Here is a 25,286-nt window from a genome sequence, read left to right on the forward strand (position 1 = left end):
AGAAAAGATGAATTGATTTATTCCATCTCATACTTCTTCTTAAGCTCATCCCATTTTGGAGATGCCATCAGCCGGACAAGTCCTTCATTCATGGTCTCAAGAAGTTCAGTATCAGTCTTTCTGATAGCAATACCATATTCTTCTCCGGTATCAATTTCACCGATGATATGAAGCGGTTTTCCTGCAATAGCATCAAGCATTGGTGGCCGGTCATATATTGCGAAATCAATCCGCTTATTCTGAAGGTCTGTTGCAACGAGTGGGAAATTATCATAAGTAACGAGCATATCTGCAGTCATTATACTCTTATTGACCAGGTTGTCTTCAGCCCAGAAGGCACCGGTAGTCCCGCGCTGTGCTCCGACTTTTCCTGCACCAGCCATGAAGTCATCCATGGTGAACTCTGAGTCATCGTGAACTGCTACTGACTGGTTTACCTTCCAGTATGGGTCGCTGAAATTGACGACTTCTTTCCGTTCATCGGTGATGGTCATTCCGGAGTAGACCATGTCAATCTTTCCTGCCTGCAGAGCGGGGATGATACCGTCCCATGCCATAGCCTGAATCTTGACATTAAAGCCCATTTCATCGGCAATCCACTTGACTGATTCAACATCAAATCCCTGGGGTTCCCCATTTTTGTCAATGAAACTGTACGGTGGATATTCCCCGTCAATACCTACGATATATGTTGGCTTCTCCTCGGAACCTGCTGCTGTGGCTTCCGGGGCGACAACCGCACCTTTCTCCTCTGCCGGTTTCTCCGTACATCCGCACAGACAAACTCCAATAAGAACAAAGAATGTGATAAGAACAGATACAACCTTTTTGTCCATCAACAAACGTTTTTCCTGCCATTCATTTATCCGTTTTCATTTGGTTTTCTTTACCTGAACAGGTCTTTAAAAGTCATGTGGATACATCCCGACACGTCCTCTGATTCAATTCCTAATACATATGTATATGCTCAACAAATCCAACAATGATGAAAAGAAAAGGATTGGTGCTGGTCTCTCTTATTGGACTGGTTTTGTTATTGTTCATGAGCGGCTGTACGACTACTGAGCAGACTGCTCCATCATCTGAAGTACATGTTCAGCCAACTGAAGAAGTATCGCAAGCAAAAGAATCTGTTCCCCTTTACCGGGTAGGTATAGATGCTGCATATCAACCATTTTCAATGGTCGGACCTGATGGAAAAGCGACCGGATTTGATGTTGATTCCATGAAATGGATCGCAAAAGATCAGGGATTTGAAGTTGAATTTTTACCCATTGCCTGGGACGGTATAATTCCTGCTCTCCTTGCCGGAAAAATTGATCTCGTCTACGCAGGAATGACCATTACTGAAGAGAGAAAAGAAAAAGTAAACTTTTCAAAGCCATACTGGACAGTCAACCAGATGGTAGTTGTGAAAGAAGGATCTCCGATAACATTAGAACAGGTAAAGAACGGTTCTGTTGTCATCGGAACGCAGCGTGGATGTACTGCAGCAATATGGATCGATGAAAACCTGGTAAATCAGAGTCTTATGCCCGCACAAAATCTGAAATTGTACGACAACACCCCGCTCGCCGTTGATGATCTGGTTTCAGGTCGTATTGATGCGGTGATGTATGACAGTACGGTCATGAATGACATCATTGCTGGAAAACCTGTTGCAAAGATTGGAATGGTTGAGACGAATGAGGATTTCGGCATTGCTGTTCGGAAGGAAGATACAGAACTGCTGGAAAAGCTCAATTCAGGCCTTGAGAAACTCATGGCTTCACCTGATTGGGAAGCACTGAAACAGAAATATAAAATGGAGTAATCCATTTCTTTTTTCCGAATAGCATAAACCTGATCATGATGAACCTGTCAGGAATATTCTGACACGGACTTTATGCATCATGAATTTTCAAAAAAAAGATTATATCCCTCTCCTGTATGCTATACTATCTGCGTTATTTTTTGGAAGTTGTGCTCCGGTAACGAAATATTTCGTATCAGATATCGGTCCGCTTATGCTTGCTGCTCTCTTTTATCTTGGCAGCGGGCTTGGTATGTGTTGTATAATCACCGGTAGGCGGATAATCAGACGAGGAGCATCTCCTGCTGATTCTCCTGTCTCACGGTCTGACATACCCTATCTGGCCGGCATGTCATTTTTCGGAGGCATTCTTGCACCAGTCACCCTCATGTATTCTATGGAGATTACCCCGGCAGCAACCGGTTCTCTTCTGTTAAATTTTGAGTCAGTTGCAACCGGGCTGATGGCTGCCTTTCTCTTCAGGGAAGCGGTGGGAAAGCGCATCTGGGCTGCAATGGCATTCATCACCCTTTCATGTCTTATTTTATCATATGATCCAAAGGGAATATTTGGTTTTTCCATCGGGGCATTTGGAGTTCTTCTTGCGTGTTTTTTCTGGGCCTTTGATAACAATATCAGTCGGAGGGTTTCAGGAAAAGATCCATTTATGTGTATTATGATTAAGGGACTTTCTGCTGGAGTTTGCACCGGAGTAATAGGCCTTCTGGCAGGTGAGATCGCTCCTCCTCTCCTTGAAATTCCTCTTTTCTTACTGATCGGCTTTTTCAGTTATGGAGGGCTTGCCAGTGTATTCTTCCTGTTGGCACTTCGTTCAATAGGAACCGCCAGAACCGGTTTATTTCTTGCTCTATCTCCCTTTTTCGGAGTATTATTCTCCTCCTTTCTGTTCCGAGAACCATTCCATGAGGTCTTTTTCCTGGCATTTTTGGTCATGGTTATTGGGGTATATCTGCTGGTAAGCGAGAGTCATTCACATCAGCATTATCACCCTCCGCTGGTGCATAATCATCGTCATTCTCACACTGATCTTCACCATGATCATGTCCATGATCCCTATGCTCCACCGGTCTCTTCTTCCGATGAACACAGTCATCTCCATGCACACAAGGAGATAACGCATGATCATCCGCATAAACCGGATCTGCATCATCACCATGATCATAAAACCTGATTTGAGGATCAGGTCTTTAGTTCTATAAAAAGAGAATTATAAGAACAATGTCATGCATAATTGGCCTGATACAGATCTCTGTAAGTCCTCACAAATCCTGGAATATTCAGCATGCCATGGAAAACATCAGAGAGGCTGCTGAGAGTGGTGCACAGATAATCTGCCTTCCAGAATTATTCTCAACACCATATTTTCCACAACATATCGGACTTGATAGTTCCCCATTTACCGACACATGTGATGGCGCTACGATTTACCGGTTCAGTAAACTGGCATTGGAACTGGGATGCGTTCTGATTGTTCCAATTTGTGAAAAAAGCTCAGATAATCGAATATATAATAGTGCAGTGGTGATTGATGCTGATGGGTCGGTTTTTCGGCCATATCGTAAGATTCACATCCCTCAGGATCCGCTCTTTTATGAGAAGGGATATTTTAACCCTGGCGATGAATACAGAGTTTATAAGACAAAATATGCAAATCTAGCAGTTTTAATCTGTTTTGATCAATGGTTTCCCGAAGCAGCTCGGGAGGTAGCACTGAATGGTGCTGATATCATTTTTTATCCAACTGCTATCGGTCATATCAGGGGCGAGATCCCCGCAGAAGGTGACTGGAAGGAGTCATGGAAGGTAATTCAGCGGTCACATGCTATCGCGAACAGTATTCCGGTCGCTGCGGTAAACCGGTGTGGCTGGGAGGATGAACTCTTCTTTTTTGGAGGCTCCTTTATCTGCGACGCATTTGGAAAGATCCTCGTACAAGGAGATATAGACGAGGAAATTATTCTTGCAGAAGTTGATCTCTCGCTTGGCCCCTCAATCCGTGAAGCATGGGGCTTTTTTAGAAACAGAAGGCCGGACACCTATCACTCACTCACTGCTTTGGAAAAACCCGGATCAAGCACAGAATCTCTGACACCGGCAAACCAGGGATATCACATGCCGGCTGAATGGGAGCATCATGATGCTGTCTGGATGGCATGGCCATATAATGATCTGACATTTCCCCACCTTGAGGCAGTAGAAGAGACCTACCTGACCATTCTCTCTTCACTCCGATCAGAACGGGTTGAACTTCTCATCGCTGATCCCACCTATCAGGAGAAAATCCTACACATGCTCTCATTCAGGGGTGTGGACTGTTCACATATCAGGTTCCATATTGTTCATTACTCTGATGTCTGGATACGGGATTTCGGTCCGACATGTGTAGTAAACCGGGCCCTTCATGATGTATCAGCAGTATTCTGGGATTTTAATGCATGGGGGAACAAGTATGATGAGCTCATTCTGGATGGGGTAAAAACCCATGAGTTATTTCAGACCCTTGGCATGAAGATATTCAGGCCTGGTATCGTGCTTGAAGGGGGATCTATTGATAGCAATGGACGGGGATGTGTTCTTACCACACGGCAATGTCTCCTGAATCCAAATCGTAATCCCCATCTCACCCAGGACGATATAGAGCATTATCTGTGTGAATATCTGTGTGCAAGAAAGATCATCTGGTTACATGAGGGTATTGCAGGAGATGATACCGACGGACATATTGATGACATTGCACGGTTTGTGAATCCAACCACGGTAGTATGTGCCATTGAGGAGAATCAGGAGGATGAGAACTATCTTCCTTTACAGGAAAATTTCAGGATTTTGTCTAAAGAAACCGATCAGAATAATAATCCTTTAACGGTCATCCCAATACCGATGCCTCATCCCGTGAAGGATGAATCAAACCGGTATCCGGCAAGTTATCTCAATTTTTATATTGGAAATGAAGTAGTTCTGGTCCCGGTTTTTGATGATGAGCATGATAGTCGTGCTCTTGAGATACTTCAGCCTCTCTTCCCGGATCGTGAAGTCATAGGAATACCGGCACGAGCCATGGTTGAAGGATTTGGAACGATTCATTGTGCGACGCAGCAGCAGCCTTTTGCATGATATATCATGCAAAGGTTCTTTTTCTTTTGCGGTGGATGTATCTCTGATACAAATGACGTTGATATCTGAATTTCTTGATTTTTTAAAAGAGTACAAAGTAGTTGCCCTTGCTATAGCGTTTATCATGGGAGTTGCTGCAACTGCTCTTGTAAAATCATTTGTAGATAACCTGATTATGCCTTTTGTCAGTGTTATCACTCCTTCCGGAGACTGGAAAGAAGCCGTCCTGGCGATTGGTCCTGTCCAGCTTGGCATCGGTCCATTTGCGGCAGAATGTATTAATTTTATTATCATCGCCCTGGTTGTCTTTATGGTCGCTAAATATGTGATGAAAGAAGAGAAGGTTGAAAAGAAATAAGAATGTCTTTTCAGGATTTTGTTCCCGATGTCTGGTATATGATAGCAGGGAGGATTGCACCTCCTCTCTGTTGTACCCGTCCTGCCCCGGTTCATCAGGTCTTTAAAAAAGCTCTTTTCGAGGTCTTTAAAAAAGAGGGGGATATTGATGAGGCAGTTCGTCTTCTTCAGGATATTCTATTACATGCTCCACCTGAATGGATGGTTTTTGATCAGGCAGGACAACTTCTGAATGTGATCGGGTGGCGGAATTCCTATCATAAAGATTGGTTTGAACCTGATCGGAAGGTTCATTCATTTAAACCCGGACGGTGCGGACCCCATGTTGCCCATGCCTATGCTCTTATGCAGGCAGCAGTGGATGATGAAGCACTCGGTCTCGTTTCCAGAATCATCTCTGAAGGAGAACAAGATTCGGATGACGTTCATATGGCCAGACTGATTCGTGCATCAATATGTATCTGTCAGGGCAGAATTGAAGAAGGAGAAGAAGAACTCAGAATGCTCTCCTCTTCAGAAAAATACTATTCATAATTATTTTTACTCTGCTCTGCAATCTCATTACATGACATATGATCCTCACTCAAAATCCGGAACCTCCAGACAGGAGATTCTTGATCTTCTTGCAGGTCTTGCACCACCTGAACTTGCAGAATCTTTTGATTCCGGAAGGATTGGTCTGATTATTGAAGGAAAAGAACATATCACTAAGATCAGTACCTGTCTTGATGTTACCCCTGCGGTTGTCAGAAAAGCAATTGAGAACAGATCTGATCTTTTGATTGCTCATCATACTCCTATCTGGGCTCCTTTGACTTCTATTGGAGGAGATGATGCCAGACTTTTCTCGATGATTCTCCAGTCGGAGATGAATGTGTATGTGATGCACACGAACTGGGATCATGCACCAGGAGGAGTGAATGATATTCTTGCAGATCTCCTTGGTCTGACTGAGCGTGAGAATATGTCACTGGGTCTTGTCGGTACCTGCGTACGAACGGTAGAGGAGATGGTCAGAATATTGAAAGCTCCTTTACGGATATGGGGAAATGTGGAGAAGGTACAGAGATTAGCCATTGCCGCAGGTTCAGGGTTTGATAGTGCGCTCATCAGGGAAGCGCAGTCTCTGGGAGCTGATGCATTCCTTTCTGCTGAACTTCGGCATTCGGTGTACCGGTCATCACCTCTTCCTCTTCTGGAGTCAACCCATTATGCTCTGGAATCTCCTGCAATGCGCGTTCTTGCTGAAAAACATGGATGGGAGTACATCGACGATCTTCCGGTGTTGCACTCTCTTTCATGAAAAGTCCCATAGACATTCTGCATGAAACAAACATACTTGATGAGCGGATGCGCAAGCGCATTTCCGGATATTATCGCCATCGGGGAGAAAAAGCCCTTGAAATAGTGGATGATGACCGGGTCAAACGGTATCGTGATTTCTTTGTGGTGGTTGGAGAGACGGGGGAATACGTTGTTGAGGGGAATTATTGTTCATGTGAAGATTTTCTTCACCGGGGCACCGTCTGCGCCCATGTACTTGCAGTATGTATTGCCCGGGCAATTGGCAGGTATGAATTGATAGATCTCTGGTATTATCAGGATCTGAAAGAACAGGGAATTATCCCATATAGAATACAAACGGATATCTAAGGCATCGCAGGCAATTTTCATGATGGAAGATGAATATCAACTTGAATATTTTAAGTCTGAAGGTCTGACTCGTAACATTTGTTCCTCGTGTGGAAAGGCATTCTGGACTCGTAATCCTGATCGGATGGTATGTGGGGACGCTCCCTGCGAACCATACCAATTTATAGGAAATCCTATCTTCAGAGCGAAAACTGTAGATGAAATGCGGGAAGCATATCTCTCCTTTTTTGAGAAGCAGGGGCATACCCGGATTGACCGGTATCCGGTCGCTGCACGATGGCGTGATGATATCTATCTGACAATTGCATCGATCGCAGATTTTCAGCCATTTGTTACCAGCGGCGTAGTGCCTCCCCCGGCAAATCCCCTTACCATCTCTCAGCCCTGTATCCGTCTCAATGATCTGGATTCTGTCGGTCGTTCAGGGCGTCACCTCACATGCTTTGAGATGATGGCTCATCATGCCTTCAACTCTGATGAGAAAGAGATCTACTGGAAAGATCGCACGGTTGAGCTCTGTGATCAGCTCCTGACGTCACTTGGTGCAAATAAGGAGATGGTGACCTATAAGGAACACCCGTGGATTGGAGGAGGAAATGCAGGTCCAAGTGTGGAGGTTTTGATAGGCGGGCTTGAGGTTGCAACGTTGGTGTTCATGAGTCTTGGAAAGCAGAAGACTGAAAAGCCTCCCATTGAACTTGAAGGAACACCCTATTATCCGATGACTCTTCGGATTGTCGATACGGGGTATGGACTTGAACGGTTTGTCTGGGCATCACAGGGATCACCCACTATTTATGATGCTGTATTTCCCGAGATGGTCAGTCATGTGATGCAGGAGGCAGGATTTGGTCACCGGCTCCATGATTCGGACTTCATTCATATTCTTGGAGAGAATGCGAAGTTCGCGGGTCTTATGGATATATCTGGCCAGCGGATTTTCGAGCTCAGACAGAAGGTTGCAGAAAAGATCGGCATACCGACCGACAAACTTGAGAAGATGATCGCACCGGTTGAGAGTGTCTATGCGATCGTGGATCATACCCGATGTCTGTCCTACATGCTTGGAGACTGCATTGTTCCGTCAAATGCCAAGGATGGATATCTTGCAAGACTGGTGCTTCGAAGAACACTCCGGATGATGCGGGAACTGGACCTGCCTGACGAAAAACTGGGGGATCTGATAGAGCGTCAGATGAAGATTATTGGTCTTTCAAAGTTTGAGCAGGATCCAGATGTGGTTATGGAGATTGTTGACCGTGAGGTTGACAAGTACCGGACAACCATGGAACGGGGAGCCAGGACAGTTGAGCGTCTTGCACAGACATATAAGAAGAAGTGCGAAAAGATTCCGCTTGATGAGATCATCACGTTGTATGATTCACATGGCATTCCTCCTGACATGGTAAAAGATCTTGCAACTTCTCAGGGAGCGGTTGTAGATCTTCCTGATGACTTTTACTCACGGATTGCGAATATGCACTCCGAATCAGAGCAGATCCAGGAGAAGAACCCGCTGTTTGATTATCTAGATCGGCTTGCTCATCTTCCCGAAACCAGGAAATTATTTTACGAACGGCCCGGATCGATGGAGTTTGAAGCGAAAGTTCTGGAAATCTTCGATGGTCAGTATGTTGTCCTCGATCAGACTCTCTTTTATCCAGAAGGAGGAGGCCAGCCAGGTGACACCGGTTTGTTCCTGACACCTGATGGTCTGACGGTCAGAGTCTGCGATACTATCAAGCTTGGCGAGTCAATTCTTCACCGTATCGATGGGGGGAATGTAAGAAAAGGGGACATGATTCGTGGTATCCTCGATGAGGATCGGAGATTATCTCTGATGCGGCACCACACCGCAACCCACATTCTCCTCCATGCGGCAAAAGAAGTGCTCGGTGCTCATATACATCAGGCAGGTGCCCAAAAGGGTGAATATAGTTCACGGATTGATATCAGGCACTATAAGCACATCACTCCTGAAGAGCTTAAAAAGATAGAGGTTGTTGCAAACCGCCTGGTTATGGCAAACAGCTCCACCTCCATCGCCTGGGAAGATCGTACTGATGCAGAACAGAAATACGGTTTCTGTCTGTATCAGGGAGGTGTACCTCCCGGATCACGGATTCGTGTGGTCAAGGTTGCCGGTGATATTGAAGCCTGTGCCGGAACACATTGTGCCCATACTGGTGATATAGGAACCATCTCTATCATCCGCGTTGAGCATGTACAGGATGGAGTGGAGCGTCTGGAGTTTGCCGCCGGTATCGCTGCAATCCAGCATAAACATCATCAGGAAGATCTTCTGAACCGATCTGCAGAGGCATTTTCAGTTCAGGTTGAGGCACTCCCGGCAACATCCAAACGGTTCTTTGATGAGTGGAAGGAGCAGAGAAAGGAGATTGAAAAACTCTCTTCACGCATTAGTGAATTGGAGAGTAAAAACCTTGAGACTGTTGATTATAATGGAATTTCAGTCCTTGTGAAACGGCTTGATCTTCCAAATCCGGAACTGGTCAAAGTTGCGACCGGTATCTCTGATAAAGGTGGGATTGCCATCCTTGTCGCCGGGGGAGAGACAGCCCGGGTTGTAGTGTCTTCCGGGCAGAAAGGAGTAAAAGCGGGAGATGTCATATCAACAGTCTGCGCTGTACTTGGAGGAAAGGGCGGAGGAAAACCGACATTGGCCCAGGGCGGCGGTCCAGATGTCTCTAAAATTGATGATGCTCTTGCTGCAGGTGAGAGTTTTATAAAAAGCGCTCTTCATGTCTGAAGAACCTGAAAAAGACAGTGTACAAAAAGTCCGGCTGCTCTCTCCGGATGATGAGCAGGCACGGCTTATCGGAAAGGCCATAGCGAGTGAGACCGCCGGGAAGATCCTCTCATCCATGGCCGGACGGGAAGTCACTGCGATGATGCTGTCAGAGGAACTTGAAACTCCTGTCTCTACAGTCATGTATCATCTGGAAAACCTTGCATCTGCTGGTCTTATTGAGGTCAGCAGAACCAGATATAGTGTAAAAGGCCGTGAGATGAAAGTGTACCGGCTTATTGATCAGGTTCTTATCGTATCACCGAAATCATTTGATTTAAAAGCGGTTCTGGCAAGATGTGCAACACTGCTTTCAATTCCCCTCGCACTTGCGGTTCTGCTTACCTCATTCACTCTGTTTCATTCTCAGAAGGCCGCCCCGCTTTACTATTCTGCGCCAGCAGGCAGCGCCCAGAAGATGGAGTCCAATATTGCCTCTTATGCAGCGGATCGGATGATGGAGATGGCACCCGCTCCAACAGTTGCTCCATTAGCGGGTCCCACCCAGTGGTTGGAAGAAATTGAAACGCCATTTCCGCACCTGCCCGAATTTGCAGAGGGAATTCTCATTGGGGCAGTGCTGGTAATTATCATCGGTCTCATTTTTGATTTCTATCGAAAAAGATAATGATATCATCCCCTTTTTTTGCTCATGGAGCGAAATGTGTAATGTTTTGCAGAAATTTTCCGGAATATAATTTCCGGTTCTTCAGATTATCTGATAGTTGATAAGATGGACGGTTCTGACCTGCCTCAGTATATTATCGGATTATTTGCCCCAGAATGGCCGACACCGGGATGACCACTCATGTATATTGCTCCTGACATTCCAGGAGATGATAGTGTTGGGAATATTGGCACTATCGAAATCCTTTAAATCTCATCTTTTCTTTCCGGTAATCAGGATGAAACATAAGAGACTTAGAATTCCTGCAAGGATCCCTGAAGATGCCTGTGTTTTAGTCGGTGAAGGAATAACTGGTGTTTCAGGGATGGTTGTTGCAGGAATGGTTGTTGCGATCGTCTCAATAGTAGGCGCCGGAGTAATGATTTCTGTCTTTTTCGTATCTGCTCCGGTGATGGTAAACTGGTACTCTCCGATAAAACCGTTCTTATCTGAAATACTTGCCACGTACTCCCCGGGTGACGGTACCGGAATTGTTGTTGAAAAATCTCCGGAATTATCAGCAAACCCCTTTTTAGTAATTACTTGTTCGGGCCCGTACGTAAAGTCACCAGGTCCGAAGACACGGATAGTAAGTACTCCGTCCCCGATTCCTCTCATTCTTCCGCTTATCGTTAACGCCTGTGAGAGCGGTTGTGTAACTGGGGATGTGATGGAAATCTCGTCAGATCTATCTGTAATCTGAATGATTCGTCTGACAATAGAAGATGAACCCAGTTGTCGCTCGACAAACATTTCATTGTCTGATACGATATTATGAACTTCTACCTTGTATTGACCACGCTCAAGGTGTCGTGTATCAAAGTCTACACGAAAGGTTTGAGTCTTATCAACAATCACCCGTGTTCTGGCAACCTCACCCGCCGTATATTTTGAATAGAAAAGAACCAGATCAAAATAGGAATCCTCTGGAAATGTTGTTGTTCCGGTGACCAAAAGGGGACTTCCTTTAATAACAGTTTTCGGCGTATCAATTGTGATGATATATCCCTGCACAATACCGGTGGCACAGATGAGCAGGGCAAGGCAGATGAAAAAAAACAGGTATCGTTTCATATATAGAATTCTGATCATCTTCTATATTGCCATAATGGATGGTTTTATTCACATGTCATTGCATAAAATCCACGTATTGTATGGGCTATATCTTCACCAAGGACCTCAGCAATTCGCATGTCCAATACTGAATAATAATCCGGAGAAATACAATGCAGGCTCTCTTCTCCCGTCATAACAAGATCGATGAGATATCTGAGATCATCCGCACTTAACCGGTCAACCCGTCTCCTAAAATCCTCTGCGCTTGTTGCATAATGATTTGCGACCGGAGGCAGAATCGATCGATAGGGCATCCCCGAACCATTGCAGATTTCCCCGGAGAATTCAGGAGCGAGAACCTGGAGGAGTTGGATATCGCGTTCAGATAGTTCACGAGGCATGAATACTAATCGATGGCTCATCCTATTATTCCTGTGAAAGTAGTATTGCACTCAGAACTAACAGATAGGCATGGTTGTAGTACCCTGGCAGGCACGTCTTGGAATCCTTCTGGTGAGTTGTTCTGCTCTTGTGTATCTCACAAAACTTACCGTGATTGACAATATATCAGGAACGGTTGAGTATATCTTCAACTCGTTCGGTTTTTTGTTCATCAATGTCCTGCTTGTTACGTTGGTCATTAATGAGCTTCTTTCACGTCGTGCAAGAAATGCCCGTCTTGAAAAATTGAACATGGTTATCGGGATTTTTTTTACCGAAGTCGGAAATGAATTGTTGAAAAGGATTATTCAAGCTGATCCTGAATCAACAGCCTTTGGGTCTTCATTTGTTCTCCAGGGAAAAGAGCATCCTGATGAGAAAGCTATGGAAAGAGTGGTATCTGATCACCGTTTTCAGATTCAACATGAAAAGATAGATTTTAAGGAAATTCAGGATTTTCTACAAGAAAAGCGCAATTTTCTATTACGGCTCATGGAAAACCCGGTCATGCTTGAGCATCAGAGTTTTACTGCGCTCCTTCAGGCAGCATTTCACCTTACGGCGGAACTTGGTCATCGTGAAGTTATTGACCGACTATCTGCATCAGATCAGGCACATCTGGCAGGAGATATCAGCAGAGTATATCGGGCACTCGCTTATGAGTGGGTTCATTACATGGGATATCTGAACCGGAACTATCCGTATCTGTATTCTCTTGCCGTCAGAACAAATCCGTTTGATCCATATACCCGTATTGAGGTGACCTGAATCAGGAACTCAAAAAGGTAAAAAATTTTCATGAGGGGGATGTAACTGGTGGTGTATAGACTCTTGTGCCAAGTTCTTTATCCAGCATATAAAGAAGGCCAACACCTTTCTCCTGGCTGATCATTTGGAGTTGATCCAGGATCGTCCGTGCATTCTCTTCCTCCTCAACCTGTTCATTTACAAACCACTGTAAAAAATTCACCGTTGCATGATCTTTTTCGGTAATAGACAAATTCACAAGGTTATTGATAAGACTGGTTACTTTTAGCTCGTGAGCCATCTGTGTCTCAAAGGCATCTTTTGCATCCCTCCACTCAGTTTGCGGGGCTTCAATCTGCTGCATTACTGCACGACCACCGCGGGCCAGAACATAATCGAAGATCTTTAATGCATGATCCCGTTCTTCCATGGCCTGAACCCGTTCCCAATTGGCAAATCCACGAAGTCCGACTGAGTCAAACCAGGAGGACATCGAGAGATACAGATATGCGGAATAGAGTTCTGCATTTATCTGTTCATTCAGTGCTTTTTCGACTTTTGGATTCATACTACCCATAGGAGCAGCAGTTCCTTTTACCTTTGGGGGCATGTGTGGTGATTAGACGTGTTCATATTTTAAGATGCAGGTAGGTGGGTTTTCTCTGATAATCTACTTCCTTCTTACTTCTCTCTTAAAGACTTTCCAAATATATTTTAAGAGTGACGGAAGGAAAGGGATTATACGGTTCACAAAGAAAGATAACATGTTCGGATTTAACCGGACCATCTCATCCGGTGCAGATAGAAGTCTGTGCTCAGGGAGAAGTTACCATGAATCTTAAACGTCCTAATTCCAATGAGGCGGTCGGGACTGTAAATCGCTCACGCGATGTTGTTCCGATGTCTGGCATGTGTTCCCGTTGTGTGGACGGGTGTAAAGGTGCCTGCGATGTATGGCTTGCATCATTTCGGGGAAGAGAAGTTCTGTATCCCGGGCCTTTTGGTGAGGTCACTGCAGGGGCAGACAAGAACTACCCGATTGATTACTCACATCTGAATATACATGGGTATGCCTGCGGAGCAAACGGGCTTCCGGATGGCGTTGCAGCAAATCCGGATACTGCTGTTTTTGATGATGTCAACACTGAAACTGATTACGGCTGGGACATTAAAGTAAAGATGCGCGTACCCATCTTCACCGGTGCACTGGGCTCTACTGATATTGCACGAATCAACTGGGAGCACTTTGCCGTTGGAGCAGCAATTTCAGGAATTACCCTTGTCTGTGGTGAGAATGTCTGTGGTGTCGATCCGGAACTCAAGCTGGGATCAGATGGGAAGGTTGTCTCCTCACCGGAAATGGACCGTAGAATCAACACCTACAAAAAGTTCCACGAGGGATATGGAGAGCTTCTCGTTCAGATGAACGTGGAAGATACCCGTCTTGGTACTGCAGAGTACGTCGCTTCCAAGCACAACCTTGAGACTATTGAACTGAAATGGGGACAGGGTGCCAAGTGTATTGGTGGAGAGATCAAGGTTAAAAACCTCGAACGAGCCCAGGAACTCAAGAAACGTGGGTATATCGTTCTTCCAGATCCGACCCGGGCTGACAATATCGCCGCATTTAAGGACGGGGCAATCAAGGAATTTGAGCGTCATTCAAGACTTGGATTTGTATCAAAGGAAGGTTTCCTGGAGGAAGTAGACCGGCTGCGTGGTATTGGCTTTAAGCGTGTAACCCTGAAGACTGGTGCCTACTCCATGAAAGAGCTTGCAATGGCGATCCGCTGGTCATCAGAAGCAAAGATTGATCTGCTCACCATCGACGGAGCTCCTGGTGGAACTGGTATGAGCCCCTGGCCTATGATGAATGAGTGGGGTATTCCGACCTTCTATATTCAGTCCCTTGCCTACCAGATGGCAGAGGCATTAAAGAAGAAGGGAATGCGTGTTCCAGATCTTGCCATTGCTGGTGGATTTGCCGATGAAGCAAATGCATTCAAGGCCCTCGCCATGGGTGCCCCGTACTTCAAAGCTGTCTGTATGGGTCGTGCCCTCATGATCCCGGGAATGGTTGGAAAGAATATTGAGAAGTGGATCAAGGATGGAGAACTTCCAAAGACCGTCTCCAAGTACGGATCTACCATCCCTGAACTCTTCGTTACTTACGAGACCCTGAAAGAGAAGTATGGAAACCGTCTGAGTGAGATTCCGGTTGGTGCTATTGGTATCTACACCTATGCACAGAAATTCAGAACCGGAATGCAGCAGATCATGGCAGGCAGCAGAAACTTCTCCCTGAAATCTGTGAACAGAAATGATCTGATGGCCCTTACTCCAGAAGCAGCAGAAGTTTCAGGTATCCCCTATGTCATGGAATCATACCGCGACCAGGCCTGGGATATCCTTCTTGAATAAAATTAAACCGATAAAATCCCTCTTTTTTCTAACATTCCCTGAATATGCGGGGATAGATAAATACTTCTTTGATAGAATGAAGGTACCCGTCTTCTTGATCCTGCCTGTCTGAAAATTGTCCGGGGAGAATTGTTTGGAAGATTCTTGATATCATTCCGGAACCAGTCATTTATCCATTCCCTGTAGAAGATATTCTCAAATAGGCTATTATTCTCTCAAAGCCCTGGAGATCTTGTATGCCACAGATCTATTCGGGGACTTTGAAAACCAAAAATAAGAATGTGAGGGGTAAAGGGGATAAAAATTATCTGGATTTTTTATTTTCAGGATAATATGACGGGTTTCACAGGGAGAAGTTTTCTGGTATCAGGGTAAAGATATATATGATGAGGTTCTTTAATACCGCCGGACCGGTAAATTGTGAGAAACATTATTGTCTCCCACCTCTTAGCCGGTTTAATCTGCCAGAAATACTTACTCTCATTAGCCAGGAGAAGTATTTTGTTCTCCATGCGCCAAGACAAAGTGGGAAGACCTCCTGTCTTCTTGCATGTGCTGAATACTTCAATAAAGACGGGCGGTAATATGCACTCTATACAAATGTTGAAGCAGGCCAGGCTGCGAGGGAAGATGTCACGTTAGCAATGCGGGCTATCCTGTATGGGATGCTTCAGAGAATGGAGATTCAATTTCCAAATCTTATCTCATCTGGGGAACTTGAGCAGATAATTCTTGATAATGGCCCGTTTGGTGCCATGACAACCTTTTTTACAGATTGTCTAACAGACTGGATAAACCACTTATCCTGATGATAGATGAGATCGATACACTTGTGGGTGATACATTAATTTCTGTTCTCAGGCAGATTCGATCTGGATATGATATTCGTCCACTTCATTTTCCATCATCCATCATCCTCTGTGGAGTTCGTGATTTTCGTGACTATCGTATCCATTCCGATAAAGACAAATCAGTCATCACCGGTGGAAGTGCATTTAATATAAAAGCAGAATCTTTACGGTTAGGTAATTTCACCGAAGATGAGACAAGGACACTTTTTCTTGAACATACCACAGAGACCGGGCAGGTTTTTGAAGATGAAGCCCTTGCCTCAGTCTGGAACCTGACGAGAGGTCAGCCCTGGCTTGTCAATGCCCTTGCATATGAGGTCTGTTTTAAAATTGAGGGGGGAAAGAACCGCTCCAATCCAATAACACAGTCCCTTGTCATGGAAGCGAAAGAGCGACTTATCCAGAGAAGGGAGACCCATCTTGATCAGCTGGTGGATAAACTCCAGGAAGAACGAGTCCGGAGAGTTATTGAACCGATACTTACCGGAGAGATATTTGAAGAGAACCTGAAATCTGATGATATTTATTACCTTGTCGATCTCGGGCTTATAACCCCGGAAAGGGGAGGAGCTCTGGCAATTTCAAACCCGATATACCAGGAGATAATACCCCGGGAACTCAGTTATACTGCCCAGTCTGGTATGTCTCTGAAAGCAGCATGGTATATCGATAAGAATGGAAGCATCCGGGTCCATGATCTCCTGGTCTCATTCCAACAATTTTTCCGGGAGCACTCCGAAAGCTGGACTGAAATCGCCCAGTATAAAGAAGCTGCTCCTCAACTCATCCTTGAGGCATTCCTCCAGCGGATAGTGAACGGGGGCGGTCAGATAACACGGGAATATGGCTTGGGCAAAGGCAGGACAGATCTTTTCATCCTCTGGTGTCTGCCAGATGGGACATACCAGCGGTTTGTCATTGAATGCAAGATAGTATATGGATCCCGAGAAGCCACCATCAGCAAAGGTCTTGATCAGGTGATGAGGTATGCTGACCGGTGCGGAGCAGAAGAGGTGTACCTGCTCATATTTGACCGGGATACAAAGAAGAGCTGGGATGAGAAGATTTTTAATCAAATAATAGAGCATCAGGGGAGGAAGGTTACGATATTTGGGATGTGACCGGGGGCATAACTATCTCTCTCTAAAAAAATGCTATCAGACTATTCATCCACCGGTTTTTAGGTCAACTCCTTATGGCCTTTACGAAATAGAGTTACTTTGGTCCCCATATCTGACACTTCCCGGCAATTACGACCCAGGCGGTTGTTTCACCGGAGCTGAGAAACAATAATGAGACAACTCGTCGATAAGCCGTATTGCAACCTGGTATCCAAGTTCAGGTTCAAGGGATTCCAGCCATATATAAAATCCTACCTTCGGTGGGGTTTTCCGTTCATACTTGAATGTCCCCTGACCATCAAAGACCATTTTGTAATACTCCTTCTTCTGCCTTGGCTTTAAGTATATCAGAGGGCTGTAATCAGGAATATCGGCCGCAAGAATGATCTTAGAAAATTGGGCCTGCAGATCATCTGCAGTATACTCCTTATCCCGGTATACAAATCTGTACCGCTCACACAATCGTTTGGCAGTTGAGGGAAAAAGTCTTCCAAACAGGATCTTCTTTACCAGTGTATGTGTCCGGTATGGTGAGGGAAGATCAATGATTCCTTCTCCGCCCAGATGGGTAAATACCCATTCCCGCTCCAAATCATGAAATTGTTTATAGGGAAAAGGTGCGGCGGTATTCAAATCGGTGGATAAACAGGTCTTACCAACCGGCAGGAAAGGTTTTTGTGACTGTTTATTCCATGTTCCGGCGATATGTTTTCTGAAATTATCACATGAACGGGTGCAGAGTGAGATATGCTCCTCTGATCCAAGGACTTTTCGTCCCCCCTTGTAATTTGTCAGGGGAAATGAGGTTACGAGGATGAAGGTTACCGCTTTCTGGTTAAACAGGTACCTGATCACCTGTTTCTTATAATATATCTCCTGGAGGAAATCCTTCAGGTCAGAGGGAGATGTGACTACCTCAACAAAAATGACCGATCCATCCGGCTTTGTCATCAGCAGATCAAACTCTGCAAGATCCTGGCCATTTCCCCTGATGGTGATATCGCCATTCCGTGAATAAAAAAAGCCATTCTGACCAAGGGCAGGGTAGGGATTTCTTCCCTTCACGTCTGCTCCTTTGAGGACGACGGTCTTGATGGCATCGGTCTTGTCTGCGATGTCAAGAAAGAGCTCATAGGCGATCATCTCAAACCACCGCCCCTCTGCTGATCGCATATAGGATATTTCGTCAGAAAAGAGATTTTTCTTCTCAAGTCGCGAGAGATGCCGGAGTGCCCGTTGAGCATGTTCTCTTCGCGGCTGACATAATTTATGATGAGATTCTATCCATTGTGCGAGATCATCCATTATTCCCTGACACTATCCTCCATATTCTGTTTGGTATGGTATTTTACTAAAAATCATCCTGATTATTTTTCTCCAGTAGGGGAGACGGACAATTCCTTTAAAACTACACCATGATGACAGATATAAGTTATTCCCGCGCAGCACCTGATTTTTAATATCCTGTATCATGAGGACAGATATCCCTTTCTCATCGGTATTATGCATAAGCAATCATGAAAAAACTGAGCAATATTTATATTGTAAAACATCCTTCTAATAGTGCTACAGATCAGTGACTAACGGGGTTCGTAGCTCAGTTAGGCAGAGCGCCTGGCTTTTAACCAGGTGGTCGGGGGTTCAAATCCCCTCGAGCCCGCTCCACGACAGTTGTGGTCTTTTGTGCAGACTTTTTACCGAAACGCGTTTCCAGGGGGTATGGCGTGTCCGCCGAGCTGAACGTACTGAAACATGAGATGGTACCAGAACACAGTATCATGAGCGAAGAAGATGTAAAAAATCTTTATGCTCGATACCAGATCGGACCCGAACAATTGCCGAAGATTTATCATGATGATCCGGCAGTATTGTCAATAGGGGCCAGAATTAGTGACGTAATTAAAATCGTCCGAAAAAGTATGACTGCCGGCCGAGCAGAATCCTATCGTCTGGTAGTAAGACGACCCAAAAAATAACCTTCCGGGGCTGATCTGTTGATTGATTTAAGTATACTTTCTCAGGCTTACTTTTCCCGTGAACATGTAGCCCGTCACCAGCTGGACTCATACAATCATTTTCTTCTCAACAATCTCCAGAAGGTCGTTGATGAGCAGCGGGTAATTGAGACGGATATTGAAACACGGGGGAAAGGGAATGAACCGGTCTCTGTTGAACTTGGAGATCTGAAAATTTTAAAACCACTGGTCCGTGAAGCGGATGGTTCTCAGTCCGAACTCTATCCTGGTGAGGCACGGTTGCGAAACATCACCTATGCAGCACCGATTCAGCTTGACCTGACTCTTGTTCAGGGAGGAGTCAGACATGAGCCGGTGACTGCAACTATCGGACAATTACCGATCATGGTGGGCTCAGTTGCCTGCAATCTGTATGGCATGACAGATGAGGAGCGGACTTCTCATGGAGAGGATCCCCTTGATCCGGGTGGCTATTTTATTGTGAACGGTACTGAGCGTGTGCTCATGACGCTTGAAGATCTTGCCTCAAACAAGATCATGACAGAATATACCGAGCGGTACAATGAGCGTATCTACGTTGCCAAGGTGTTCTCCCAGTTTCGTGGGTACCGTGCCCTGGTCGTTGTAGAGCGGAACCGCAAAAACCTGCTTGAAGTTACCTTCCCGTCGGTTGCCGGTCATCTTCGGTTTGTTGATATGATGCGGGCCCTTGGTATGACCAGCGATGCTGATATCGTCCGTGCTGTCTCAACCGATGAAGAGATCCTCACGTTCATGATGCAGAATCTTGAGGAGAGCGAATGTGAGACCGTTGAATGCGGTGTCATGTACGTCGGGAAGAAGCTGGCACCCAACCAGACTCGCGATTATCAGCGCAAACGTGCAGAGTTTGTTCTTGATAATTATCTTCTGCCACACCTCAATTACCTGATGCCCCGTACAGTGAACGAAGAGGATGAAGAGTGTATGAAAATTGTGCATTCTGTCCGGCTTGCAAAGGCTCATTTCCTTGGCCGGATGGCAGAGGCATGTTTTGATCTGGTTCTTGACCGGCGGCGTATTGATGATAAGGATCATTATGCAAACAAGAGGCTCAAACTGGCCGGTGACTTAATGGAAGACCTCTTCCGTATCTCTCTGAACCGGCTGACCCGTGATGTCAAGTATCAGCTGGAACGTGCCAGCATGAGGCACCGCGACCTCTCGATCGCCACCGCAGTCCGTGCAGATGTGCTGACTGAGCGTCTCCTTCATCCGCTTGCAACCGGTAACTGGGTCGGAGGAAGAACTGGTGTGTCACAGCTGCTTGACCGCGTTGATCACATGAGTGTCCTTTCACACTTACGCAGAGTCATATCTCCCCTCTCCCGTTCCCAGCCGCACTTCGAGGCTCGTGATCTCCACCCAACCCAGTGGGGTCGTATCTGTCCAAGCGAAACTCCTGAAGGACCAAATTGTGGTCTGGTGAAAAATTTTGCCCAGATGGTGGAGATTAGTAAAGGCGTCCATTCAGATGAAGAGATTATTCGGATGCTCTATGGTATGGGTGTAGAGAGGATAGGAGTTGAGATTTGATGATTTCCACACAGTCAAGAGTGTTCGTTGATGGAGCACTTATCGGTCTGGTAGATGATCCGAAAGCTCTTGTAACTCAAATTCGTGCCTTGAGGAGGCAGGGTGTCATCTCTACCGAGGTAAACTGCTCGTACAAGGAGTTTAACGGCGATATTATCATTCACACCGATCGCGGGCGGGCACGGCGACCTCTTATTGTGCTTGAAAATGGCGTCCCGACCATTCCTGAAGAGGAAATTCAAAAACTGAAAAATAAAGAGATAGAGTTTGTTGATCTTATCAAAAAGGGATATATTGAACTGATTGATGCAGAAGAGGAAGAAGACCTGAATATTGCAATCAAACCAGAGAATATCACTCCTGAACACACTCATCTTGAGGTAGATCCCTCTCTCATCCTCGGTATCGGGGCAGCTCATGTACCATTCCCTGAGCACAATGCATCTCCCCGTGTTACCATGGGAGCCGGAATGGTCAAGCAGGCACTGGGATTTGGTTGTGCAAATATGAAGCTCCGACCTGATACCCGTGGTCACCTTCTCCACTATGTTCAAAAACCTCTGGTATATACGCAGACTTCTGATGTTATCGGTTCAGATGACCGGGCTGCAGGTCAGAACTTTGTTGTTGCAATCCTCTCCTATGAAGGCTATAACATTGAAGATGCCCTGATCTTCAACAAGGCATCAATCGACCGTGGTGTCGGACGTTCACACTTTTTCAGAACATATGAAGGAGAAGAACGCCGGTATCCTGGTGGTCAGATTGACCGTATTGAGGTCCCTGACGAAGACGTGACAGGAGCACATGGATCTGATTATTATGCCAACCTTGACGATGATGGTATCATCAATCCAGAAACCATTGTCAAAGAGAAGGATGTCATTATCGGAAAGACTTCTCCGCCGCGTTTCCTTGAAGAACCAACGTCTGAGCTGATTACCGTAGAAAAGCGCCGTGATACCTCCGTGACCATGCGTTCCAACGAGCATGGTATTGTTGACACTGTTATTCTGACCGAAGGAGAGAACAACTCCAAACTGGTCAAGGTCAGAACCCGTGATCTCCGTATTCCGGAAGTTGGAGACAAATTCGCATCACGACACGGGCAGAAAGGAGTCGTAGGGCTTATCACTCCGAGTGTTGACATGCCGTTCACCGCGGGCGGTCTGACTCCTGACCTGGTCATTAATCCTCATGCAATTCCGTCACGAATGACTATCGGTCACATGCTTGAAATGCTTGGTGGGAAGGTCGGCTCTCTTGAAGGACGTCGTATTGCTGGTACAGCTTTTTCCGGAGAACGTGAAGAGGATCTTCGTGCATCACTGAAAAAGTTCGGGTTCTCACACACCGGTCGTGAAGCCATGTGGGACGGTATCACCGGAAGACGATTCCTTGCAGATATCTACGTCGGTGTCATCTATTACCAGAAACTCTATCATATGGTCTCATCCAAGATGCATGCCCGTTCCAGAGGTCCGGTCCAGGTTCTGACCAGACAGCCGACTGAAGGTCGTGCCCGTGAAGGAGGTCTGCGTTTCGGAGAGATGGAGCGTGATGTTATGATCGGTCATGGAGCAGCCATGGCCCTGAAAGAACGTCTGCTTGAAGAGTCCGACAAGGTCACCGAGTATGTGTGTGCACGGTGTGGTATGGTTGCCATGCTGGACCGGAAACAGAATATTACCCGATGTCTCAATTGTGGCAGCGAGACTGATATCTACCCGGTTGAGATGTCGTATGCATTCAAATTACTCCTTGATGAGATGAAGAGTATGACCATTGCTCCCCGTCTCAACCTCGAGGATGTTGTATAAGGAGGAGAGAAGCAATGCCAAGTCCTAAACGGATCGGGAAGATCGAGTTTGGTCTCCTCTCCCCGAAAGAGATCCGACAGATGAGTGTCAGAAAGATCATCTGGGCGGATACGTACGACGATGACGGGTTCCCCTATCCCCAGGGTTTGATGGATCTGCATCTGGGTGTGATTGATCCTGGTCTCCGGTGCAAGACCTGCAGTCAGAAAGCAGGTGAGTGTCCCGGACACTTTGGTCACATCGAGCTGGCAAAGCCGGTCATCCACGTCGGGTATACTCGGCTTATTCGAAAACTGCTTCGTGTTACCTGCAGAGAGTGTGGCCGTCTGCTTCTGTCTGATGAAGAGATCGAGAAGATCATCGGACCAGAAGAAGAGATGGGAAGTGACTCGGTCAGTGAGAAGGATGTGAAGAAGGAGCGTATCTGTCCGCACTGTGGTGAGCAGCAGCTGAAGATCAACTTTGAAAAGCCAACCACATTTGCCGAGATCACGACCGACGAACGGGGCAAAAAAGTAGAAAATAAACTTACCCCGGCAGATATCAGAGCACGTCTTGAAAAGATTCCTGATGACGACCTGCAGAAACTGGGTATTATAGGCAGCGTGGCACGTCCTGAATGGACTATTATGACCGTGCTTCCGGTTCCCCCGGTCACCATGCGGCCATCCATTATTCTTGAGAATGGTCAGCGTTCAGAGGACGACCTGACGCATAAACTGGTTGATATCATCAGGATTAACCAGCGGTTCAAGGAAAACCAGGATGCAGGAGCACCCCAGCTGATCATTGAAGATCTCTGGGAACTTCTCCAGTACCATGTGACAACTTATATCGACAACGAGGTCGCTGGATGTCCGCCAGCACGTCACCGGTCCGGCCGTCCGCTCAAGACCCTCTCCCAGCGTCTGAAAGGAAAAGACGGGCGTTTCAGAGGAAGTTTATCTGGTAAGCGTGTGAACTTCTCATCCCGTACCGTTATCTCTCCGGATCCAAACCTCTCGGTCAATGAAGTGGGTATCCCCCAGAAGATTGCGAATGAGATGACCATTCCGGTTCAGGTCACGGTTTTTAATATAGATGAACTCCGCCGGATTGTCAGGGTCGGACCTGATCGGCCAAACCTCAAATCCCCCTGTGGTGCAAACTATGTCATCAGGCCTGACAAGCGTCGTATCCGTCTGGTAAAAGGTACCGGGGCAGATGACGGGAACCTTGACTTTGTTGCCGATCAGATAGACGTTGGATGGATTGTCGAGCGTCATCTCCGTGATGGTGATATTGTGCTCTTTAACCGACAGCCGTCCCTCCACCGGATGTCAATTATGGCCCACTGGGTCCGGCTTATGGATGGCAAGACATTTCGTCTGAATCCGGCAGTCTGTCCCCCCTATAACGCGGATTTTGATGGGGATGAGATGAACCTGCACATCCCGCAGACCGAAGAGGCCAGGGTTGAAGCAGCCATGCTCGCAGCAGTGCAGGAGAATATCCTGTCGCCCCGTTTTGGCGGACCGATCATCGGGGGTATCCATGACCACATCTCCGGTATCTTCCTTCTGACCCACACACTCCGGTGGTTTACGAAGGAAGAGACCATCGATCTTCTCAAAAATAACAAGATTGATCGTCTCGGTGAACCAGGGAAAGTAGAGGATGGCGTGAAATATTGGTCCAACAAGCAGATATTCTCAAAGATCCTCCCGGCAGATCTGAACATGGTATTCCGTGCATCCTCCTGTAAGGGCTGTGATGAATGCCAGCGGGTTGATTGTGAACGTGATGCATATGTGCAGATCATCGATGGTGAGTTAATATCCGGTGTTATCGATAAAAAAGCGGTTGGTGCATTCGATGGTGCAATTCTCCACCGTATCATCAGACAGTACGGATATGAACGAGCTGCACGCTTCATCGATGACATGACCCGTCTTTCGATTCGGGCAATTATGCATGACGGGTTTACCTTTGCTATCGATGACGAAGATCTCTCCAAGAGCGATTATGGCCAGATTCGTGAAGTTCTTGAACGTGCCGCCCAGGATGTGGAGCGTCGTATTCAGATCTTTGAGGATGGCCAGCTCGAACCCATGCCTGGCAGAACTCCGGAAGAGACCCTTGAGATGCAGATCATGCAGGTTCTTGGAAAAGCTCGTGATAATACGGGAGAGATTGCAGGCAGACACCTTGGTCTGTCGAATTCTGCCGTGGTCATGGCGGTCTCCGGTGCCAGAGGTTCGATGCTGAACCTGACCCAGATGGCCGGTTGTGTCGGTCAGCAGGCGGTTCGTGGTGAGCGTATCATGCGAGGGTACGAGGATCGGACCCTTCCCCATTTCAAGAAACATGACCGGGGAGCAATGGCTCATGGGTTTGTCATGAACAGTTACAAATCCGGTCTGAACCCGACTGAATTCTTCTTCCATGCAATTGGAGGTCGTGAGGGTCTGGTGGATACTGCGGTCCGTACATCCCAGTCTGGTTATCTCCAGCGGAGGATGATTAACGCTTTGCAGGACCTGAAAGTAGCCTATGATATGACCGTCAGAACCACCGGAGGCAGAATCATCCAGTTCGAATATGGTGAGGATTCTACCGATCCTATGAAGAGTTCATTTGGTGAACCGGTGGATGTCGAAGGAATTGTGAGTAATGTCCTCAAGGAGGAGATCTGATGGAAGAGTTGATGATCCCCTCAGAAGCTGCAGCAGCAGTTCTCCGGTACTTTGAAGAGCACAAAGTCAAGAAAAAATTCCCAGATGATGTTCCGGAACATATTCGTGAAGTGCTCATCGAGATGGTTGAGTACCGGATGAAGGAAGAGGATGAGGAGGCAGAAGATACTATCGATGACCAGATGTTTAT

The 25,286-nt window shown here is 46.4% G+C and carries 20 protein-coding genes, 1 tRNA gene and 1 pseudogene; 17 read left to right on the forward strand and 5 right to left on the reverse strand.

Going from position 1 to position 25,286, the window contains the following annotated elements; genetic code table 11:
* Window positions 1-17 precede the first annotated feature (17 nt).
* Window positions 18-836 (reverse strand): basic amino acid ABC transporter substrate-binding protein, encoded by an 819-nt coding sequence (locus tag MHUN_RS00175; protein ID WP_011447106.1) that lies wholly within the window; start codon window positions 834-836, stop codon window positions 18-20.
* Between the two features lie 146 nt (window positions 837-982).
* On the opposite strand from MHUN_RS00175, the gene MHUN_RS00180 reads away from it, so the two are divergent.
* From MHUN_RS00180 to MHUN_RS16960, 9 genes are all read left to right on the forward strand, one after another.
* Window positions 983-1,813: an ABC transporter substrate-binding protein gene (locus MHUN_RS00180; protein WP_011447107.1), complete on the forward strand. Its 831-nt coding sequence runs from the start codon at window positions 983-985 to the stop codon at window positions 1,811-1,813.
* A gap of 79 nt (window positions 1,814-1,892) precedes the next feature.
* A complete protein-coding gene (locus MHUN_RS00185; RefSeq protein WP_011447108.1) occupies window positions 1,893-2,984 on the forward strand; it encodes a DMT family transporter in 1,092 nt (363 codons plus the stop codon).
* 47 nt (window positions 2,985-3,031) lie between these two features.
* Complete coding sequence (locus MHUN_RS00190; RefSeq protein WP_011447109.1) at window positions 3,032-4,927, forward strand: agmatine deiminase family protein; 1,896 nt, start codon at window positions 3,032-3,034, stop codon at window positions 4,925-4,927.
* A 52-nt stretch (window positions 4,928-4,979) separates the two neighbouring features.
* Window positions 4,980-5,285, forward strand: coding sequence for an MscL family protein (locus MHUN_RS00195; RefSeq protein ID WP_048067660.1), 306 nt, complete (start codon window positions 4,980-4,982; stop codon window positions 5,283-5,285).
* 2 nt (window positions 5,286-5,287) lie between these two features.
* A complete protein-coding gene (locus tag MHUN_RS00200; protein WP_011447111.1) occupies window positions 5,288-5,818 on the forward strand; it encodes a hypothetical protein in 531 nt (176 codons plus the stop codon).
* Window positions 5,819-5,849: 31 nt separating this feature from the next.
* The gene (locus MHUN_RS00205) at window positions 5,850-6,587 is read left to right on the forward strand and encodes a Nif3-like dinuclear metal center hexameric protein (RefSeq protein WP_011447112.1); all 738 of its coding nucleotides are present in this window, start codon (window positions 5,850-5,852) and stop codon (window positions 6,585-6,587) included.
* On the forward strand, window positions 6,584-6,937 hold the full coding sequence (locus tag MHUN_RS00210; RefSeq protein WP_011447113.1) for an SWIM zinc finger family protein: 354 nt from the start codon (window positions 6,584-6,586) through the stop codon (window positions 6,935-6,937). The genes MHUN_RS00205 and MHUN_RS00210 overlap by 4 nt, the downstream gene beginning before the upstream one ends.
* 19 nt (window positions 6,938-6,956) lie before the next feature.
* Entirely contained in the window at window positions 6,957-9,707 is a 2,751-nt protein-coding gene (gene alaS / locus MHUN_RS00215) for an alanine--tRNA ligase (RefSeq protein ID WP_011447114.1), read from the forward strand.
* Window positions 9,700-10,374, forward strand: a complete 675-nt coding sequence (locus tag MHUN_RS16960) for an ArsR/SmtB family transcription factor (protein ID WP_011447115.1) — start codon at window positions 9,700-9,702, stop codon at window positions 10,372-10,374. The genes alaS and MHUN_RS16960 overlap by 8 nt, the downstream gene beginning before the upstream one ends.
* Window positions 10,375-10,626: 252 nt before the next feature.
* On the opposite strand, the gene MHUN_RS00225 is transcribed toward MHUN_RS16960, so the two are convergent.
* The gene (locus MHUN_RS00225; protein WP_143709297.1) at window positions 10,627-11,487 is read right to left on the reverse strand and encodes a hypothetical protein; all 861 of its coding nucleotides are present in this window, start codon (window positions 11,485-11,487) and stop codon (window positions 10,627-10,629) included.
* 44 nt (window positions 11,488-11,531) lie between these two features.
* Window positions 11,532-11,891 carry a hypothetical protein gene (locus MHUN_RS00230; protein ID WP_011447117.1) on the reverse strand — a complete coding sequence of 120 codons (360 nt, stop codon included), beginning with the start codon at window positions 11,889-11,891 and terminating at the stop codon, window positions 11,532-11,534.
* A 49-nt stretch (window positions 11,892-11,940) separates the two neighbouring features.
* On the opposite strand from MHUN_RS00230, the gene MHUN_RS00235 reads away from it, so the two are divergent.
* The gene (locus MHUN_RS00235; protein ID WP_011447118.1) at window positions 11,941-12,678 is read left to right on the forward strand and encodes a hypothetical protein; all 738 of its coding nucleotides are present in this window, start codon (window positions 11,941-11,943) and stop codon (window positions 12,676-12,678) included.
* A gap of 28 nt (window positions 12,679-12,706) precedes the next feature.
* On the opposite strand, the gene MHUN_RS00240 is transcribed toward MHUN_RS00235, so the two are convergent.
* Window positions 12,707-13,225, reverse strand: a complete 519-nt coding sequence (locus MHUN_RS00240; RefSeq protein WP_143709298.1) for a ferritin — start codon at window positions 13,223-13,225, stop codon at window positions 12,707-12,709.
* 263 nt (window positions 13,226-13,488) lie between these two features.
* Between MHUN_RS00240 and MHUN_RS00250 the strand changes: the two genes are divergently transcribed.
* Entirely contained in the window at window positions 13,489-15,078 is a 1,590-nt protein-coding gene (locus tag MHUN_RS00250) for an FMN-binding glutamate synthase family protein (protein WP_011447120.1), read from the forward strand.
* 386 nt (window positions 15,079-15,464) lie between these two features.
* Window positions 15,465-17,050: pseudogene (locus MHUN_RS00255) on the forward strand (ATP-binding protein).
* A 129-nt stretch (window positions 17,051-17,179) separates the two neighbouring features.
* Here the strand turns inward: MHUN_RS00255 and MHUN_RS00260 are convergent.
* Window positions 17,180-18,355 (reverse strand): hypothetical protein, encoded by a 1,176-nt coding sequence (locus tag MHUN_RS00260; RefSeq protein WP_011447123.1) that lies wholly within the window; start codon window positions 18,353-18,355, stop codon window positions 17,180-17,182.
* Between the two features lie 281 nt (window positions 18,356-18,636).
* Between MHUN_RS00260 and MHUN_RS00270 the strand changes: the two genes are divergently transcribed.
* The 5 genes from MHUN_RS00270 to MHUN_RS00290 all read left to right on the forward strand — a co-directional run bounded on the left by MHUN_RS00270 (window position 18,637) and on the right by MHUN_RS00290 (window position 25,096).
* Window positions 18,637-18,710 (forward strand) — tRNA-Lys (locus MHUN_RS00270).
* 64 nt (window positions 18,711-18,774) lie between these two features.
* Window positions 18,775-19,026 (forward strand): DNA-directed RNA polymerase subunit H, encoded by a 252-nt coding sequence (locus MHUN_RS00275; RefSeq protein WP_011447124.1) that lies wholly within the window; start codon window positions 18,775-18,777, stop codon window positions 19,024-19,026.
* 18 nt (window positions 19,027-19,044) lie between these two features.
* Window positions 19,045-20,601 (forward strand): DNA-directed RNA polymerase subunit B'', encoded by a 1,557-nt coding sequence (locus MHUN_RS00280; protein WP_011447125.1) that lies wholly within the window; start codon window positions 19,045-19,047, stop codon window positions 20,599-20,601.
* Window positions 20,601-22,421, forward strand: coding sequence for a DNA-directed RNA polymerase subunit B (gene rpoB / locus MHUN_RS00285; protein ID WP_011447126.1), 1,821 nt, complete (start codon window positions 20,601-20,603; stop codon window positions 22,419-22,421). The genes MHUN_RS00280 and rpoB overlap by 1 nt, the downstream gene beginning before the upstream one ends.
* 14 nt (window positions 22,422-22,435) lie before the next feature.
* Window positions 22,436-25,096, forward strand: coding sequence for a DNA-directed RNA polymerase subunit A' (locus tag MHUN_RS00290; protein WP_011447127.1), 2,661 nt, complete (start codon window positions 22,436-22,438; stop codon window positions 25,094-25,096).
* Window positions 25,097-25,286: the final 190 nt, after the last annotated feature.

The organism is Methanospirillum hungatei JF-1, assembly GCF_000013445.1.
Classification (GTDB): domain Archaea; phylum Halobacteriota; class Methanomicrobia; order Methanomicrobiales; family Methanospirillaceae; genus Methanospirillum; species Methanospirillum hungatei.

What these genes read in the sequence shown, in the direction of transcription:
- MHUN_RS00175 (WP_011447106.1), bottom strand. Translation starts at nt 836, where the DNA reads ATGGACAAAAAGGTTGTATCTGTTCTTATCACATTCTTTGTTCTTATT.
- MHUN_RS00180 (WP_011447107.1), top strand. Translation starts at nt 983, where the DNA reads ATGATGAAAAGAAAAGGATTGGTGCTGGTCTCTCTTATTGGACTGGTT.
- MHUN_RS00185 (WP_011447108.1), top strand. Translation starts at nt 1,893, where the DNA reads ATGAATTTTCAAAAAAAAGATTATATCCCTCTCCTGTATGCTATACTA.
- MHUN_RS00190 (WP_011447109.1), top strand. Translation starts at nt 3,032, where the DNA reads ATGTCATGCATAATTGGCCTGATACAGATCTCTGTAAGTCCTCACAAA.
- MHUN_RS00195 (WP_048067660.1), top strand. Translation starts at nt 4,980, where the DNA reads ATGACGTTGATATCTGAATTTCTTGATTTTTTAAAAGAGTACAAAGTA.
- MHUN_RS00200 (WP_011447111.1), top strand. Translation starts at nt 5,288, where the DNA reads ATGTCTTTTCAGGATTTTGTTCCCGATGTCTGGTATATGATAGCAGGG.
- MHUN_RS00205 (WP_011447112.1), top strand. Translation starts at nt 5,850, where the DNA reads ATGACATATGATCCTCACTCAAAATCCGGAACCTCCAGACAGGAGATT.
- MHUN_RS00210 (WP_011447113.1), top strand. Translation starts at nt 6,584, where the DNA reads ATGAAAAGTCCCATAGACATTCTGCATGAAACAAACATACTTGATGAG.
- alaS (WP_011447114.1), top strand. Translation starts at nt 6,957, where the DNA reads ATGATGGAAGATGAATATCAACTTGAATATTTTAAGTCTGAAGGTCTG.
- MHUN_RS16960 (WP_011447115.1), top strand. Translation starts at nt 9,700, where the DNA reads ATGTCTGAAGAACCTGAAAAAGACAGTGTACAAAAAGTCCGGCTGCTC.
- MHUN_RS00225 (WP_143709297.1), bottom strand. Translation starts at nt 11,487, where the DNA reads ATGAAACGATACCTGTTTTTTTTCATCTGCCTTGCCCTGCTCATCTGT.
- MHUN_RS00230 (WP_011447117.1), bottom strand. Translation starts at nt 11,891, where the DNA reads ATGAGCCATCGATTAGTATTCATGCCTCGTGAACTATCTGAACGCGAT.
- MHUN_RS00235 (WP_011447118.1), top strand. Translation starts at nt 11,941, where the DNA reads ATGGTTGTAGTACCCTGGCAGGCACGTCTTGGAATCCTTCTGGTGAGT.
- MHUN_RS00240 (WP_143709298.1), bottom strand. Translation starts at nt 13,225, where the DNA reads ATGAATCCAAAAGTCGAAAAAGCACTGAATGAACAGATAAATGCAGAA.
- MHUN_RS00250 (WP_011447120.1), top strand. Translation starts at nt 13,489, where the DNA reads ATGAATCTTAAACGTCCTAATTCCAATGAGGCGGTCGGGACTGTAAAT.
- MHUN_RS00260 (WP_011447123.1), bottom strand. Translation starts at nt 18,355, where the DNA reads ATGGATGATCTCGCACAATGGATAGAATCTCATCATAAATTATGTCAG.
- rpoB (WP_011447126.1), top strand. Translation starts at nt 20,601, where the DNA reads ATGATTTCCACACAGTCAAGAGTGTTCGTTGATGGAGCACTTATCGGT.
- MHUN_RS00290 (WP_011447127.1), top strand. Translation starts at nt 22,436, where the DNA reads ATGCCAAGTCCTAAACGGATCGGGAAGATCGAGTTTGGTCTCCTCTCC.